This is a genomic window from Vibrio sp. nBUS_14, from assembly GCF_051201655.1.
GTDB lineage: Bacteria > Pseudomonadota > Gammaproteobacteria > Enterobacterales > Vibrionaceae > Vibrio.
Map to the genome: position 1 here is coordinate 616,885 of NZ_CP179207.1, position 15,177 is coordinate 632,061.

Below are 15,177 nucleotides of genomic sequence, written 5' to 3' on the forward strand. Positions count from 1 at the left end.
ATTTTCAATCTTTCTGGTCTGACCTTATCAAAAGTATGGGCTCTGTAGCTGCGGGAAGTCAAAACAACGCGTAGAATAAGTCAGCTATTTATTATATGAATTAAAAAATGACCTCTCCGATCGATCCATATGTTGATATTCGTCCTTACGGCGATGATGAAATTCCAGCGGCACTAAACCGTCTTATTAATGATGAAGAATTTATCAATGCGATTCTGCACTATCGTTTTTCAAACCATGCGTCTTGGTTTAAAGCATTAATGAGTCCTATCTTGCGCGTTTACTTGAAAATGAAATGGAGTAAGCTCACCAGCGTTGAGTCCATTCAGATTGAAGTTAAGAAATACTTGCGAGATACGTTAGCGAAAACCACCAACGGTGTGACATACACAGGTGTGGAATCTCTGGACGCTAACCAAGCTTATCTGTTTATTTCAAATCACCGCGATATTGCTATGGATCCGGCGTTAGTTAACTACGCATTACATCGCAACAATCATCAAACTTGCCGCATTGCAATCGGTGACAACTTGTTGAAGAAACCGTGTGCGACTGAACTGATGCGCCTTAATAAGAGCTTCATTGTAAAGCGTTCTTTGAAAGGACCGCGTGAAATGATGAAAGCGCTTGGCCAGCTCTCTTCGTACATCAAGCATTCTTTGGAAATGGGGCATTCAATCTGGATTGCTCAAAAAGAAGGTCGTGCAAAAGACGGTAATGATTTTACTGAGCCAGCAATCTTGAAGATGTTCCATGTTGAAGGACGTAAGCAAAAAATCGCATTCCCTGAATACGTGAAATCATTGAAGATCGTTCCTGTGTCTATTTCATATGAAAACGACCCATGTGACATTGCTAAAGCGATCGAGCTTTTTGAAAAAGACGTAAACGGCAGTTACGAAAAAGGTGAGTTTGAAGATATCGAAAGTATCATTCAAGGTATCATCGGTAATAAAGGGCGCGTTCATGTTGGTTTTGGTCAGGTTATCGATCAAGATTTCGAAACTCCAGAAGCACTTGCTCAAGAGATCGACCGCCAGATCCATGAAAACTACAAACTGTTTCCAGTAAACTTATTGGCTGCTGAGAAGGAAGACGAGTCTATTACAGACGTCGTTAAAAAAGAGTTTGAAGAAAAGCTATCAGGCCTACCTCAAGGTGCTCGTCAGTACTTAATTGATAGTTATGCAAACCCAGTGAAGAACATTGTCTAGTTCGTTATTGGCTAGCTCGCTGTTGCCTAATAAACAAAATGGCTAGTAAGCATAACGTCTAGTGAGCTTATTGGTTGGTGGGCATAGTCACTAACCAACAAGAGATTGATACAAAAAAGGAGCCGAAGCTCCTTTTTTGTATCAGCGAGCCACCGCGCCACCAAGATCTAAGTTGGTTGGCCATGTGGTAATCGTGTTACCACCGAGGAAGATGTTTCCTTTCACTGTCATCGTATCGGGAAATGCAGTAATCGCAGAACCGCCTATATATAAGTCTCCATCAATGACTATCCCATTTGGGAGTTCTGTTAAAGGAGTGCGGATCACACTGAGGTCGCCTTTCACTCGAAAACTGTTAGGCAATCTTTGAAGCGGCGTATCGGTTAGGTTAATAAACCCTCCAACTCTGACACCTCGAGGCCAGCTGGTGATTTGGCTGCCAATCAAGTCGACATAGCCTTTTATCTTTACTCCCGAAGGAACTTGGGCGAGTTGGCTGTTACCGCCTTTAAGGCTGCCATTTACTTCTAACCCTTTGGGTAGACGTGTTATCGCGGTATTTTCTATATTGAGGTTGCCATCGACCACTAACCCCGTCGGAAGCGACGTGTAAGGTTTATTTCGTAAATATAAGTTTCCGTAATTATCGAGATGGTTCAATATTTGATATTGATCGAGTGGTTCTGCGGTCACATTTGTTATGGTTAAAGAACCAATAATAAGTGTAATTATTCGGAGCATAACAAGCTTCTTATTACGATAGACGTTAACACTATAATGAAAAAATTATTCTCGCATAGTGTTTTACTCATTTGTGGTAGGTAAAAAGGAATAGAACACAATGAAAGGTGGATCTGTGATTGAAATAAAGTGTCAAATTCTAAAAGGTTTTGTGATTTTAACTTCTGTGTTTTATTCAGTATCAGTGAATGCTAATAAAACAATATCTATGCCCGCTAAGGCTGCAGTTGTCGTCACTCAGAGTGGTTCACAGCAACGAGTTTGTTATTATGATGATAAGGCATATAGCCTAGGTGCTGTCGTTGACGTTTCAGGCGTGTTGATTCGATGTGCTGCCGAAAATGACTTTGAGACCAATGGTGCACTGGGATGGGTTGAAATTATAAAAAAAGACGAGCAATAAACTCGTCTTTTAGTTATATAAACATTTGTGCTTAATTTAACGCGCTAGAGAGCGAGTCTTAAGTTCGAAAATAATCTTCTCAGCACTGACTTCAAATTTAAAGCGAGCATGCAATTCTGTGCTATCTTCTGTCATCTCTGACGCTTCAAACTCAACATTGCCAGACACTTGCTTCGCTAGCTCAACGTACTTAGCAAATTCAGTTTCAATAAGGGCTTTAGAATTACCGTAAACCGTTACCTCAGCAACCTCATCGCCTTCTTTGATGATGAAGCCGATTTCACCTGCGCAACCGCAAGCTTCACATACATCATTGTTACTAACATCTTGGCTCATAAATGATCCTCTTACAAAGTCTGAGGTTATTCTAACGAGCAATTTGATCTGTATCTACAAAAATTAAAATCTTTGAACTAATTTGCACTGGTATGCTATGTTGTTTGCGTGGAGACAAAATTAATATGAACATTCGCGTCGCGAAATATCTATGTGATCTCGATCATGTTTTTCTGAAGATTAATGTTATTAATTTGTCAGAATATCATTCACTTAGTTGCGTCAGGAATGATTTTATAAGACTATCTGTCGATTGATAGGTATTTATACAATGAATTTTTCGTTGGGTATTTCATATTCTAAGTAGTTATTTAAAATTACCGACTTAGGATCGTAAGGTGGTTATTCGAAGAGTAATTAGACGAAGCGTCCAAAGAGGCGTCACTGTAGAATTATTCGTACATAGTATTTGTGTGAATGTAGTTATAAATACTTGCGATAAAACACCTTGCTCACATAATGCTAATAACGATTTGCATTCTGACTTCATTTGACTGAGTTAGATGGATTTACAAAGAGAAGAGCCTGAATATGCCAAAGCGTAGTAAAGAAGATACAGAAATCACTATCCAGAAAATCATGGATGCCGTTGTAGACCAGCTATTAAGATTGGGTTACGACAAGATGTCATACACGACGTTGAGTCAGCAAACGGGCGTTTCTCGTACAGGTATAAGCCACCATTTTCCCAAAAAAACAGACTTTACAGCAGCTCTAGACGGTCGAATCTTCAAGATGTTCATGGAACACATTGATTTCGAAAACGGTCTTGATGCATTCTCTGCTAACTGGGTTACAGCACTTGAAGACGCCGAATTCCTAGCAATCTTACGTTTACTTTTCCATCATATCGTTACTGCTGAAAGCGCACATGAGTTCGCGGCAAACGGTATCGATCGTCTATACAAACTGACTGAAACTCAGTTTGGTGATACTAGCGGTAAAGAACTAGAGTGGTTGATTGGTAAATCATTGATTCGTATGAGCCAATAATCAATACACAATGAAAGAAGCTCCTAAGGGGGCTTTTTTTGTGCCTGTCGTTCCCTTCTCCTGCTCTTTTTGTCTCGTTCTCATATCGCTGTCGCCATCTTGTTTTCGCGCTGAAGGTATTAATTTCCTTTCTTTTTATATGCTTACGCTCACGTCTCACATTTACATTCCATTGCTAAAAGTTAAGTAACACTAACTGATAATGTCCATTTCTAGAGCCTCAAACGCTCAGAGTGAGGCGTTTTGGGGCTCATTGTTATGGTCGGTGGTAAAATCGAGTTTAAGGCGAGAGAGAGACCATGAGCCAATAAAAAGCCTCGAATAGATCGAGGCTTAGAATGACGTCATTGTCATTAAGAACGAATACTCAAAATGAGTAGCTCCCTTAATCGGACTTATTGTGCGGGATGAACTTGAGGGAAGCTCATGGTTGGGTGTTTTTCTACGATGCTTCTGTAGCCATAAACATCTTCAATCATCGAAGACTTAAGTGCTTCCCAAGGGCTGCCATCGCAAACCAAGTTACCGTCCTTCAAGACGACCAATCGATCTGAGTACTGAGCGGCTAGATTTAAGTCATGCAACACCACGATAACGGCGGCGTTATGTTTGTCGGCTAATTCTCTCGCGATCTTTAAGGTGTTGTGTTGGTGGGCGAGATCCAGTGCTGACGTTGGTTCATCGAGCATTAAAATGCATTGGTCACCAGAATAATGAAGCTGAGTTAGCACTCGAGCCAAGTGAACACGTTGTTTTTCACCGCCGGATAGGGAAGGGTAGAGCCTTTCACTTAAGTGAGTCACATCAGCAACATCCATTTTTTGACTCGCGATGCTGGTGAGGTTTTTGTTAGATTCTTGTAGAGGGATACCACCAAGCTCGACAACTTCATGAGCCAAGAACGGGAAGGTCAACGTGCTGTGCTGAGGAAGCATAGCCAAGTGCTTTGCCAGTTTTTGAGAAGACCACTTATCTTTGGTGTGTCCAAAATACTGGATATCACCCTTGCTCGAAATCTCTTGGCATAACGCTTTAAGCAGCGTGCTTTTCCCGGCGCCATTTGGCCCAAGCAGTGTCGTTACTTTTCCTGCTTCAATCTCAATAGAAACACCATCTAATATCACTTTACTACCGAACTTCACTTCGATGTCGGTCGCTTTTAATGCTGAAGGAAACATTAAAGGATTCTCCCTTTCTGTTGAAATAGAAGGTACAAGAAGAATGGAGCACCGATAATCGCAGTGACAATGCCTACAGGCAGTTCTGCTGGTGCAAGTACCACGCGTGAGAACATGTCTGCAGCGGTTAATAGTAATGCGCCTAGTACCGCTGATAGTGGCAACAGAATTCGGTGATCTGGGCCAGCCAACATGCGACCTAAATGAGGGATAACAAGACCGATGAAGCCGATCATGCCAGATAGGCTAACCGTGACGCCAACGCCAGCGGCAGTCAGTAGAATCAATCTTCGCTTGAGCTTTTGTACTGGGATACCAAGATGCTGCGCTTCTGATTCACCCAGTAACAGAGCGTTCAGTGACATTGCTTGACGGTAGAAAATGATAAATAGTGCCCCCAAAGTGACTGCCGCAAGCAAAATACCTGACCATTTCGCGCCCGCTAATGAACCCATTGACCACAATGAAAGATCACGCAACATTTGGTCATCAGCAATGAAGTTCAAGAAGCCAATACCTGCGGCTGATAGTGCGCTGATCGCCACACCTGCTAATAACATGATGGTAACTGAAGTGCCGAATTTGCCCGTTCCCAGCTTATAAACAAGCAGCGTGGTCAAGGCTCCGCCTAAAAAGGCAAATATCGGCACAGCCGTAAAGTTCAGAAAAGCGGGGTATTGCAGTGAAAGTTCAGAGAAAAGTACGATGGCTAATGCTGCACCCAATGAAGCTCCAGCAGACACGCCGATGATTCCTGGCTCGGCAAGTGGGTTTCGAAACAAGCCTTGCATGACTGCGCCACACAGAGCGAGAATCGCGCCGATTAGCATGCACAATATCGTTCGAGGTAAGCGAATTTCTTGAATGACCAAATTGATGTGAGGTGCTAAGTCATTGTTTGGTTGGAGTAGGCTGGCTGCGCTGTCAGCCAAGCTAATATTCATAGGCCCAACAGTGATCGAGTACAGCGCGACAAAGAATAGGGTAGCACCTAAGCCTAACATCGATGTTTTCAGTGGGACGGATCGTAGCAACATAAATAGCCTCAATGTCTATCACCCGCTTCAAACCTCATCACCACCTCTGCGAAAAGGAAGGCGGTGATGAGAATTGAGCAAGCAACAGTAAAAATAGGTAGTGGAGTTATAGCGGGTAGATAAGTGCGTTTAATCGCTTCGCTTCTGAAAGGCTTTCAAGACCAAGCCCTCCAACTAAAGCGCTGCCGTTCACGGTGATGATTTGTTTGTTCATGCCTGCTGGCGTCGCTGCCAACATAGGTAACGATTTAAGAATGGCATCAGCGCCCCCCATTTTCTGGTAGCTACGGCCGCTCACTAAGATGACATCAGGCTGCATTTCAACGAGTGATTCCATTGACAGTGGTTTGTAAGACGTCAGGCTTTGAGCTGCAGGGTTTACGCCTCCAGCTAGTTCAATGATGGCGTTTGGTGATGTTTCGCCGCCAGCAACGTTTGCAGGACGACCTTCATGCAACAATAGGAACAAAACTTTCTTCGCTTTGTCATTGGGTACTTGGTTTGCTTTTAGTGCCTTAATCTTCTGATTTACTTCGGCTTTAACTTGTTCTGCGTGATCTTCGGTATGGGTAATCTTTGCGATTTGGTCGATACGCTTTAACAACCCTTCAACGTTCGCTTCGGTGTTAACGATCTCTACATCGATACCCACAGATTTCAATTGAGAAATGGCGTTGTCTGGCCCCATCTCATCTGAGCCGATGATCGTGGTCGGTTCTAAGGCAATCAAGCCTTCAGCAGACAAGTTTCTGTGGTAACCGATCTTCGGCAGGCTCTCTGATTGAGGGAAGTGACTGGTCACATCAATTGCGACTAACTGCTCTTCAGCGCCTAATGCCAAGACCAATTCAGTAACGGCACTGCCTGCACTGATGATTCGAGGTTGTTCAGTGTCGTTGGCCATTACCGTTGGCGCGGTCAGAGCCAAGCTCATCGCAGCGATTGAGAGTAAATGTTTGTTGGTCTTTAATTTATTGAGCACGTTTAAGTTGTTCATAATAAGTTCTTTATATTTTCTTTTTGTATCGCGAAGATACTCGGTGAGCAGTCCGTTCGCATGTTGAGTTCGATTCGATAGAGGTCTAGCTCTAGTTATTGGGTCTTCTCATTAAAGTTCCCAATCTCATAAAAGGTGCTATGCCTCATGAGAATCAAGTATCGTTTTAGCCATCTTCCGTGAGCAGTTGGGTTGCAGGTATTCCATTTTCTTGGAGGAACGACAGCAACTTCACTAGGTTCTCAACATTGGCTGCTTTATCTGCGCCAATGATGATCGGTTTTTTATCCGCTGAACCTGTTTCTTCGAGTAATGCAATTTTGAAGTTTTCCCAGTCGATGTACTCTCTGCCGTTAATCGCCCAGTAAGGTTCGCGGTTTAAGATATTGACGTTGATCGAATCTTTATGAACTTCAGAAACGTTTTTAACATCAGAGCTTGGAAGCTCTACTTCTAAAGATTCCAACTTCACCGAAGCGGTAAGCAGTAGGAAAACCATCACGATAAAAATGATGTCGAGCAGCGGCGTTAAATCTGGCGCTAAACTTTGTGTTTGAGATGAGTGAGGCGTTTTAATCATGCTTGACTCACATCACCAACAGCGACTTTGTTGACCGATGAACCTTTAGTCTCGTCAGAGTGATTGGTTTGAATCGACATGCCTTCTAGCCACACATTCACATAGTTCAGAGTATGTTCTAACTGAGCCAGTACTCGGTCGGCCCATAACCCAAGCAGTTGAGACCCTGAGATCGCAGGCAGTGCAATCATCAAACCTGCGGCAGTGGTTCTCATTGCTAAGCCTAATCCGTCGGCTAGATCGTTCGGTGTAATACTGCCAGTCGTAGCTGCAACCCCTTTGAACATCTCGATGAGTCCAAGTACCGTACCTAGCAGCCCGATCAGTGGACTGATTACGCCGATTAAACCAAGCAGTCTCAATCCAGCATGAAGCTGGTGGCGTTTTTCTTGTAGCCAGATGCCTGCTGCATCTTCACGCAGTCCTTTCGAAAAAGAGTGGTGGGCCAGCAACATCGAGACGCCCTTGTACAGCAGCGGTCGTTTATCAGAAATAGATTGTGCTAACGCTTCGATCTCGTTGCTGTTGGTAGGTGAGATCTGATTGAGCTCGCGACGAATGGCGCGTTTGCCAACACCAATGCTTAACATCACTTGGAAGACACGTTCAGCGATGATCATTGCTGTTAATGCTGAACAGATAAGAAGAGGCCAAGTCATTAAGCCAAGTTGATCTTGTAAGTAACTGATTTGTTGCATGATTATTCCAACCTAAAACGAACAGGTAGTTGTACTCGGTGAGCAATCGCTCGACCATTGACAGTGTGGGGTGAGAACTTCCATTTCTTTATAGCGTCTAAAGCGGCGTTGTCGAGTATTAGTACGCCTGATGAATTTACTAATGCTTGCTTAATTTGTTTACCTTCCGCGTCTAACCAGACCTCATAAATTGCGACCCCTTCAATACCACGACGACTTGCCTGTCGAGGATAAGTCGGGGGAGTCGGAGGAGCTGAAAACGAAGGCTTAGTCACTAATACGGGTTCTTGGTTTGATACGCCTTGGTTTACTTCCTGAGGTTGGTTGGCAGACTCGGCCAAGTTTCTATCGACTTTCTTGTCGGCCAGTTTTTCTGGTTGAGGCGTTGGTTTGGACTTTGGTTCTGGGCGTTCTTTCTTAACGACCTTTTTCTCTGTCACTGGTTTCTTTTGAATCGGCTTCTTCTCGACTCTCTTTTCAACAACCTTTTTCTCTACTTTCTTGGGTTGAGGCTTATTGGTGATCGCTTTTTTTTTTGGCGTCGTTTTGGCTTGCTTTGGCTCAACGGCCTTGGGCTCGACAGGTTTAGGTTCAGCTTGTGAGACCGTTTCTTTGATTGGTTCTGGTTTAACTGGTTCTGTAATGGTTTTTTGTTGAGCTTGAGAAGGCGTGCTCTTTGGAGTGAAGTTGATCGATACCGTGTTCGATTGGCTACCTGCAGGCATCGCAAATACTTTGGATTCTTGAGCGACAAATAATAGCGCCGCATGAATCACTAACGATGCACCGCCTGCAATAACATATCTAGGAACGTTCACACTCAATCCTTTACCAAATTAAAAATCTGTTTCGGATTATTGCTTAGAATCTAAATAAGATCAATTATCAATTGCATTATCATTTGGCTCTATTTATGATTCTCTCAGTTTTTAGCGAATAGCCTTCCAGACTTTGCTATGTAAGTGTTTAGAGAGATTATATGAGTCTTGATATTTATAAATTTGACGAATCAATCTTGGGTGTTTCTAGCCCTGATCCGCTTCGTTTTGCGTTTGCGAAAAAGCATTCTGCACATGCCGGAGGAAGTTCAATTCCGGTCGACCAGAGCAAGAAGTTGGAGCTCTTTGATGGACTGATGTTAAACGAAGGGAAGAAACAGGATAAGCGTTGCTTGTATATCCACATTCCTTTCTGTCGGTGCGCTGCACGTTCTGCAACTTCTTCCAAAATGCCGCAAGCCGCAAATTAGTGGATGAGTACTTTGATGCTCTGATGGTTGAGTTGAAGCAAAAAGCCAAAACTCCTTGGGCTCAGTCTGGATTATTTCATGCCGTCTACATTGGTGGTGGAACACCTACTAGTCTGTCTCCTCAACAAGTAGAGCAGTTAGGCAAGGCTATTCGACAATATTTCCCACTGGCAAACGATGTGGAAATGACCTTAGAAGGGCGCATCAATCGTTTTGGCGACCAAATGTTTGATAGCGCGCTTGAGGGTGGCTTCAACCGTTTCTCATTTGGTATTCAAAGCTTCAACACTCAAGTTCGACGCAGCGCCAAGCGATTAGATGAACGAGAAGTTGTGTTGGAACGTATCAGTGCTTTGAGCCGTACCGAGCAAGCTCCTATCGTTCTGGATTTGCTATACGGATTGCCGTACCAGTCTGTTAAAGTGTTCCAACAAGATTTAGAAGACTACATGTCTACTGGTGCACACGGTATTGACCTCTACCAACTGATTGTTGGGGGGAATGCACCTATGCTCAATCTCGTTGAGAAAGGAAAAATCCCACCACCGGCTAATACGTCTGATAAAGCGAGCATGTACTTTGCGGGTGTTGAGTTCATGGCAAAAAATAAAGTTAAGCAACTGAGCGTGAATCATTGGACTCGTGATAGCCGAGAACGCTGCATTTACAACAGCTTAGCGAAAACCTATGCCGAGGTTCTTCCAATTGGTTGTGGTGCTGGTGGCAATATTGGCGGCCATGGTGTGATGCAACATCGAACTTTAGACAGTTACATGGAGTCTATAAAGCAAGGTCAGTTGCCGATTGCCATGATGACGAAGCAAAGCCTATTAGAGCCAATCTTCTCGACATTAAAGGCAGGCTTTGATTCTGGTGTTGTTAGAAGAGGTACGTTGCCGACCTTTATGGAACAAGACACGTTTGATTACTTGAAGCCTCTGTTCTTACATTGGGAAATGAATGGCTTGGTTGAGTTTTCAGAGGATTACTTGAGCCTAACTATTGCTGGCAGCTTCTGGTCAGTAAGCCTCGCTCAGAGTGTGATCCAAGTGCTTAACGCTGAATATCAAGCGATGCACCCAGTGCCGAAATCGTCAGGTTCGGGCGTTCACCCGAATGCAAGTTTGAAGCACGCTTAATATCGAATTTTTAGTTTATAACTTACGTAAATTACTCGTTTATACGGAAATATATTCAATGACAGATACAACATTAGAAATGACAGAAACTCTAGAGCAACGTGTCGTACGCATTCTAGAAGAAGAACCAAAACTGCTTCCTACTGCGATTGCTGAGAAGCTAGGCGTTTCAGAAGTTGAAGTAGTCGCTGCTTTTCCAAACGACATGGCGGTGATTTTAGATGGCAGCCGTGCCCAGGAGATTCTAGAAGGATTAGTTGGTTGGGGCCCTGTGACCACAATTATGCATTCATTTGGCTCAATCTTCGAAGTAAAAGCCCCGTTCCCTAAAGGTAAAGTCGCACGTGGTTACTACAACCTAATGGGCAAAGAGGGCGAACTTCATGGCCATCTGAAACTCGACAATGTCAAACACGTTGGTTTGGTGAGCAAAGCGTTCATGGGTCGTGAAAGTCATTACTTCGGTTTCTTCAGTGAAACGGGCGAGAACATTTTCAAGATCTACTTAGGCCGCAATGAAAAGCGTGAGCTTATTGCCGACCAAGTAGAACGCTTCAAAGCGCTAAAAGAACAAGCTTAAACAGAATCAGCAGTAATGGTTAACAAGACATCAATGCTCGAGGATCGTTTAGTTCGCTAATGATCGCTCAACCTCGGGCATAAATAATAAATCAGAGAAAATGAATAAAGGAATTACCCATGGAACAGCAAGTAAAACAAGAACGTCTACAAGGTCGCCTAGGTCCAGAAATTAAAGAGTTTCGCCAAGAGCGTCGTACCCTTCAACTTGCAACGGTTGATGAAGAAGGTTGTCCAAACGTAAGTTACGCCCCTTTCGTTCAGAACCAAGAAGGTTACTTTGTTCTAATTTCTGATATTGCTCGTCATGCTCGTAACTTGAAAGCGAACCCACAAGTATCTTTGATGATGATTGAAGATGAACAGAGCTCAAAGCAGCTTTACGCTCGTAAGCGTTTAACGTTTGATGCGCAAGCGAGTGTTGTAGAGCGTGAAACAGAGCTTTGGACTCAAGTGATTGGTCAGATGCAAGAGCGTTTTGGCGAAATCATTGATGGTTTGAGCCAGCTTCAAGATTTCTCTCTATTCAACCTTAAAGCAGAAAACGGTCTGTTTGTGAAGGGCTTTGGTCAAGCATACCAAGTGTCTGGTGATGATCTGGTGGATTTCGTTCACCTACAAGAAGGTCACAAAAAAGTATCTAACGAGTAATCTCGTTTAACCTATTTCTTAAAGAGCCCTCTACAGCGTGAGGGCTTTTTTATGTCTAAAAACCGTTGATAACACACTCTATGCATTGGCGTCTTTAACCAATCATTTTAATGAGGTAGAGGAAGTGGAATTTGTGAGTAAGAGCTATTCTATGCCAAAGAAATCTGAAGGCAGAGCTCTGCACTGATTCATCTCTAATACTTAAGAAAATTTAAGAAGCTAAGAAGCTAAACCGTGAGCATGACGCTGGGTTTAGCTTCGAAAGTAGCGTCTAAGCAGCGGTAGAGGCCTCGTTTAAGACTTTTGCTCCGCGTAGCATGGCTTCGATTAACTCGCCCGCATTGAACTTCTCGAGCGCTTCATGAGCACCGACCTGATTAGCACGGTCAACGCAGATCTCACTCGATAGTGAGGTATGTAAAATACAGTAAGCATGACTCAGTGCACTGTCATTTTGTACTTCAAACGCAAGCTCATAACCATCCAGTCCCGGCATCTCAATATCACTCACGAGGAGATCAATCGCATTACCTAAGCTAGCTTGGCGTCGCATCAGGTCAATCGCATCTGAGCCGTTATTACAAATGCTGTAAGGGATGTTGATGCTGTCTAAGGCATCAGATAGTTGCTTACGCGCAATCAAAGAATCATCAACCAATAAGATGTTCAGCGCTTTGAGGCGTTCCCTTTCGACATCAGTCAGCATTGGAATATGCGCGTTCTCATAAGCAGGGTAGATCTTAGAAAGCAATAACTCCACGTCGAGCATTTGCACAATGCGATCTTCAAAACGAGTAATACCAGTCACAAATACATTGCGGCCCACGCTCGCGGGTGGCGATTCAATGCTCTTCCAGTCACATTCAATGATCTTATCAATCGAACGAACCAAGAATGCGACAACGGTTCTTAAACAATCGGTCACGATGAGCACGCAATCTTGGTATTCCGCGGGTGTGATTGGACGAAAGCCAATCGCTGCAGACATATCAATCACAGGAACGGTGAGATCACGGATGGTGACTGTGCCAATGACGTGGTGATGAGAGTAGGGGATTTGGGTCATCGGCTGGAAAGGTACGATTTCTCTGACCTTAAGCGTGCCAATCGCAAAACTTTGAGTTAGGGATAACTTGAACATCAACATTCCCTGAGACTGACTCGCTTTACTTATCGGTTTGGCCATAAGTGGCTCCTGATTTATTGCACGCTAATTTATAAAGATCAATTTAAAGGGAAACGAGAGTGGCGGCAAGTAACTATGCGGTTTTTAGGGTCTTTAAGGCAGTTGTTTTCGGTTATAGAGTGAAGAATGACGGTTCTTAGGTTAAAATCACGCTAAATACTCGCTCTCGATGATAAGTCGACAAGCAGACAGCAACAAACTGAGAACTATCATGGCAAGAACAGCAGCAGCGCTTCATATTCTGGTGAAGCATAAAGAACTAGCAGAAGACATCATGACGCAGCTTAAAAAAGGCGCTAAATTTCAAACGTTAGCGAAGAAATACTCAACCTGTCCATCTGGTAAAAAGGGCGGTGACCTAGGCGAGTTCAAGAAAGGCCAAATGGTGCCTCAGTTTGATAAGATTTGTTTCTCAGGCGAGACGCTTGTACCACATCTTGTAAAAACAAAATTCGGTTGGCACGTGGTGAAGGTTCTTTACAGAACTTAGTCATAAATATGTGTTAAATTGAATAAGAGGAGCGTATATACGCTCCTTTTTTGTGACTTTTTGGCGCATTTAAAAGCACTATGGCTGAGTGTTCATCCCAGACGTTATGCGATAATTGGTGCTACGCCCTCAACCATCCGCCGTGACTAATTGCTAGGAGGAGGAGGGTTTTTAATGAGCTACTCATATAATAAATATCATTCTTAAGGAAATTTATGCAGCTTTGCCTTTTAGCCTCTGTCTTGATCTAGAAAGCTGTACACGAGTTTGGTAGGAGAACAACATGGAGAGTTCAGCTATGTTAAGCAACCCAGCGACAGATGTCATATTGCATGCTTTTGACTGGTGCTACGCTGACGTAATGAAGAACGCCCCACTGATCCAAGAGTTGGGTTATAAATCGGTTTTAGTTTCACCAGCGATGAAATCGCTACGCGGCCCTAAAGGTTGCGACCGAGATTCTGGCACCCAATGGTGGCAACGTTATCAGCCCCAAGATTACCGTGTGATCGACAATCAGCTTGGTGACACGCAAGATTTCGCTGCGATGGTGAACACGTTAAAGCAGCATGGACTTCATACTTATGTAGACGTCGTGTTCAACCATATGGCTAACGAATCGGGTATCCGTGACGATTTAACGTATCCCAATCAACAAGATATGGCGTCTTACCAACAAGATTCTGAGTATTACCAATCCATACGCTTATTTGGTGACCTTTCTAAACCGTTATTTGATGAAAACGACTTTGTGGAAGCGTTTGGTATCAAAAACTGGAAAGACACTTGGGAAGTGCAGAATGGACGTATTACTGGCGGAGCCAACGATCCTGGCTTGCCAACGCTGTTAGACAACGACAATGTGGTTGCTCAGCAGCGAGCGTACCTGAAAGCCTTGAAAGCGATTGGTGTGAAAGGTTTCCGTATTGATGCTGCAAAGCACATGATACTGTCACACCTACGCAAGGTGTGGACTGATGATATCTGTGAAGAAATGCACATCTTTGGCGAGATCATTACCGATGGCGGTGCGACTGAAGAAGAGTATGAGCTGTTCCTTGAGCCTTACCTGAAGCACACGCGTTTAGGTGCGTACGATTTCCCTCTGTTCAATACTATCTTTAAAGCCTTTGAAGAGCAGGGCGGCTTTAAGTCTCTGATCAACCCTTACTGTTTTGGTCAGGCTCTATCGAACATGAGAGCTATCACTTTTGCTGTGACCCATGACATTCCAAACAACGAGGTGTTTTTGGAGCATGTGATGGACGAAGTTGACGAGCGATTGGCTCATGCCTTCATTCTTGGTCGAGATGGCGGTGTACCACTGGTTTACAGTGAATTAAGTACTAGCGGTATTTTGGATCAGAATGGTCAGCCTCGTTGGCTTAATGACTGGCAAGCGCCTTACATGAAAAGCATGATTCAATTCCATAATCATGTTCATGGCGAAGCGATGCGTGTGGTTGAAGCTAATGACGATTTACTGGTATTTGTTCGCGGTGACAAAGGCATTGTGGTGATCAACAAGTCGAAACGCAGCAAAACCGCCTCATTAAATTGGACTGGTGCTGTAACTGATTTGCTGTCGGGTGATGTGTTTGAATATGTTGGTAAGGATTTAACCATTAGGGTGGAATCGAACCAGTGCATGATGTTGACGACGAATGAGTTGGTGTCTGTTACGAGTTAACTCGGGTGGGTTAGAA

Annotated in this window: 16 protein-coding genes and 1 pseudogene; 8 read left to right on the plus strand and 9 right to left on the minus strand. The window is 43.7% G+C overall.

The genetic code is table 11. The features are described from left to right. Positions 1-107 precede the first annotated feature (107 nt). A complete protein-coding gene (locus tag ACMAZD_RS20335; protein WP_435250357.1) occupies positions 108-1,214 on the plus strand; it encodes a 1-acyl-sn-glycerol-3-phosphate acyltransferase in 1,107 nt (368 codons plus the stop codon). Positions 1,215-1,355: 141 nt separating this feature from the next. On the opposite strand, the gene ACMAZD_RS20340 is transcribed toward ACMAZD_RS20335, so the two are convergent. Continuing rightward, complete coding sequence (locus ACMAZD_RS20340; RefSeq protein ID WP_435250358.1) at positions 1,356-1,955, minus strand: hypothetical protein; 600 nt, start codon at positions 1,953-1,955, stop codon at positions 1,356-1,358. 100 nt (positions 1,956-2,055) lie between these two features. On the opposite strand from ACMAZD_RS20340, the gene ACMAZD_RS20345 reads away from it, so the two are divergent. Further along, entirely contained in the window at positions 2,056-2,358 is a 303-nt protein-coding gene (locus ACMAZD_RS20345; RefSeq protein WP_435250359.1) for a YnjH family protein, read from the plus strand. A 36-nt stretch (positions 2,359-2,394) separates the two neighbouring features. Here ACMAZD_RS20345 and ACMAZD_RS20350 read toward each other — a convergent pair whose 3' ends face one another. Further along, on the minus strand, positions 2,395-2,694 hold the full coding sequence (locus ACMAZD_RS20350) for a YfcZ/YiiS family protein (protein WP_435250360.1): 300 nt from the start codon (positions 2,692-2,694) through the stop codon (positions 2,395-2,397). Between the two features lie 531 nt (positions 2,695-3,225). Between ACMAZD_RS20350 and ACMAZD_RS20355 the strand changes: the two genes are divergently transcribed. Next, positions 3,226-3,687, plus strand: a complete 462-nt coding sequence (locus tag ACMAZD_RS20355; protein ID WP_435250361.1) for a TetR/AcrR family transcriptional regulator — start codon at positions 3,226-3,228, stop codon at positions 3,685-3,687. Between the two features lie 395 nt (positions 3,688-4,082). On the opposite strand, the gene ACMAZD_RS20360 is transcribed toward ACMAZD_RS20355, so the two are convergent. From ACMAZD_RS20360 to ACMAZD_RS20385, 6 genes are all read right to left on the minus strand, one after another. Further along, a complete protein-coding gene (locus ACMAZD_RS20360) occupies positions 4,083-4,865 on the minus strand; it encodes a heme ABC transporter ATP-binding protein (protein WP_435250362.1) in 783 nt (260 codons plus the stop codon). Beyond that, positions 4,865-5,902 (minus strand): FecCD family ABC transporter permease, encoded by a 1,038-nt coding sequence (locus ACMAZD_RS20365; protein ID WP_435250363.1) that lies wholly within the window; start codon positions 5,900-5,902, stop codon positions 4,865-4,867. Before ACMAZD_RS20365 ends, ACMAZD_RS20360 begins: the two co-directional genes overlap by 1 nt. Before the next feature lie 106 nt (positions 5,903-6,008). After that, positions 6,009-6,899, minus strand: coding sequence for a heme/hemin ABC transporter substrate-binding protein (locus tag ACMAZD_RS20370; protein WP_435250364.1), 891 nt, complete (start codon positions 6,897-6,899; stop codon positions 6,009-6,011). A gap of 166 nt (positions 6,900-7,065) precedes the next feature. After that, complete coding sequence (locus ACMAZD_RS20375; RefSeq protein WP_435250365.1) at positions 7,066-7,479, minus strand: ExbD/TolR family protein; 414 nt, start codon at positions 7,477-7,479, stop codon at positions 7,066-7,068. After that, positions 7,476-8,177, minus strand: coding sequence for a MotA/TolQ/ExbB proton channel family protein (locus ACMAZD_RS20380; RefSeq protein WP_435250366.1), 702 nt, complete (start codon positions 8,175-8,177; stop codon positions 7,476-7,478). Before ACMAZD_RS20380 ends, ACMAZD_RS20375 begins: the two co-directional genes overlap by 4 nt. Positions 8,178-8,179: 2 nt before the next feature. Continuing rightward, entirely contained in the window at positions 8,180-8,995 is an 816-nt protein-coding gene (locus ACMAZD_RS20385) for a TonB family protein (RefSeq protein WP_435250367.1), read from the minus strand. Between the two features lie 161 nt (positions 8,996-9,156). Between ACMAZD_RS20385 and hutW the strand changes: the two are divergent. The 3 genes and pseudogenes from hutW to hutZ all read left to right on the plus strand — a co-directional run bounded on the left by hutW (position 9,157) and on the right by hutZ (position 11,795). Then, positions 9,157-10,565 (plus strand): annotated as a pseudogene (gene hutW, locus ACMAZD_RS20390) (heme anaerobic degradation radical SAM methyltransferase ChuW/HutW). 58 nt (positions 10,566-10,623) lie between these two features. After that, a complete protein-coding gene (gene hutX, locus ACMAZD_RS20395; RefSeq protein ID WP_435250368.1) occupies positions 10,624-11,145 on the plus strand; it encodes a heme utilization cystosolic carrier protein HutX in 522 nt (173 codons plus the stop codon). A 119-nt stretch (positions 11,146-11,264) separates the two neighbouring features. Continuing rightward, a complete protein-coding gene (gene hutZ, locus ACMAZD_RS20400) occupies positions 11,265-11,795 on the plus strand; it encodes a heme utilization protein HutZ (RefSeq protein WP_435250369.1) in 531 nt (176 codons plus the stop codon). A 271-nt stretch (positions 11,796-12,066) separates the two neighbouring features. On the opposite strand, the gene ACMAZD_RS20405 is transcribed toward hutZ, so the two are convergent. Then, on the minus strand, positions 12,067-12,981 hold the full coding sequence (locus ACMAZD_RS20405) for a chemotaxis protein (protein WP_435250370.1): 915 nt from the start codon (positions 12,979-12,981) through the stop codon (positions 12,067-12,069). A gap of 169 nt (positions 12,982-13,150) precedes the next feature. Here ACMAZD_RS20405 and ppiC point away from each other — a divergent pair, with 169 nt between their 5' ends. Continuing rightward, on the plus strand, positions 13,151-13,471 hold the full coding sequence (ppiC, locus tag ACMAZD_RS20410; RefSeq protein WP_435250371.1) for a peptidylprolyl isomerase PpiC: 321 nt from the start codon (positions 13,151-13,153) through the stop codon (positions 13,469-13,471). Between the two features lie 283 nt (positions 13,472-13,754). After that, positions 13,755-15,161 carry an alpha-amylase family protein gene (locus ACMAZD_RS20415; RefSeq protein WP_435250372.1) on the plus strand — a complete coding sequence of 469 codons (1,407 nt, stop codon included), beginning with the start codon at positions 13,755-13,757 and terminating at the stop codon, positions 15,159-15,161. Positions 15,162-15,177: the final 16 nt, after the last annotated feature.

Bases quoted from the DNA above. Each gene is read 5' to 3' on its own strand.
- ACMAZD_RS20335 (WP_435250357.1), top strand. From the start codon at position 108: ATGACCTCTCCGATCGATCCATATGTTGATATTCGTCCTTACGGCGAT.
- ACMAZD_RS20340 (WP_435250358.1), bottom strand. From the start codon at position 1,955: ATGCTCCGAATAATTACACTTATTATTGGTTCTTTAACCATAACAAAT.
- ACMAZD_RS20345 (WP_435250359.1), top strand. From the start codon at position 2,056: ATGAAAGGTGGATCTGTGATTGAAATAAAGTGTCAAATTCTAAAAGGT.
- ACMAZD_RS20350 (WP_435250360.1), bottom strand. From the start codon at position 2,694: ATGAGCCAAGATGTTAGTAACAATGATGTATGTGAAGCTTGCGGTTGC.
- ACMAZD_RS20355 (WP_435250361.1), top strand. From the start codon at position 3,226: ATGCCAAAGCGTAGTAAAGAAGATACAGAAATCACTATCCAGAAAATC.
- ACMAZD_RS20360 (WP_435250362.1), bottom strand. From the start codon at position 4,865: ATGTTTCCTTCAGCATTAAAAGCGACCGACATCGAAGTGAAGTTCGGT.
- ACMAZD_RS20365 (WP_435250363.1), bottom strand. From the start codon at position 5,902: ATGTTGCTACGATCCGTCCCACTGAAAACATCGATGTTAGGCTTAGGT.
- ACMAZD_RS20370 (WP_435250364.1), bottom strand. From the start codon at position 6,899: ATGAACAACTTAAACGTGCTCAATAAATTAAAGACCAACAAACATTTA.
- ACMAZD_RS20375 (WP_435250365.1), bottom strand. From the start codon at position 7,479: ATGATTAAAACGCCTCACTCATCTCAAACACAAAGTTTAGCGCCAGAT.
- ACMAZD_RS20380 (WP_435250366.1), bottom strand. From the start codon at position 8,177: ATGCAACAAATCAGTTACTTACAAGATCAACTTGGCTTAATGACTTGG.
- hutX (WP_435250368.1), top strand. From the start codon at position 10,624: ATGACAGATACAACATTAGAAATGACAGAAACTCTAGAGCAACGTGTC.
- hutZ (WP_435250369.1), top strand. From the start codon at position 11,265: ATGGAACAGCAAGTAAAACAAGAACGTCTACAAGGTCGCCTAGGTCCA.
- ACMAZD_RS20405 (WP_435250370.1), bottom strand. From the start codon at position 12,981: ATGGCCAAACCGATAAGTAAAGCGAGTCAGTCTCAGGGAATGTTGATG.
- ppiC (WP_435250371.1), top strand. From the start codon at position 13,151: ATGATAAGTCGACAAGCAGACAGCAACAAACTGAGAACTATCATGGCA.
- ACMAZD_RS20415 (WP_435250372.1), top strand. From the start codon at position 13,755: ATGGAGAGTTCAGCTATGTTAAGCAACCCAGCGACAGATGTCATATTG.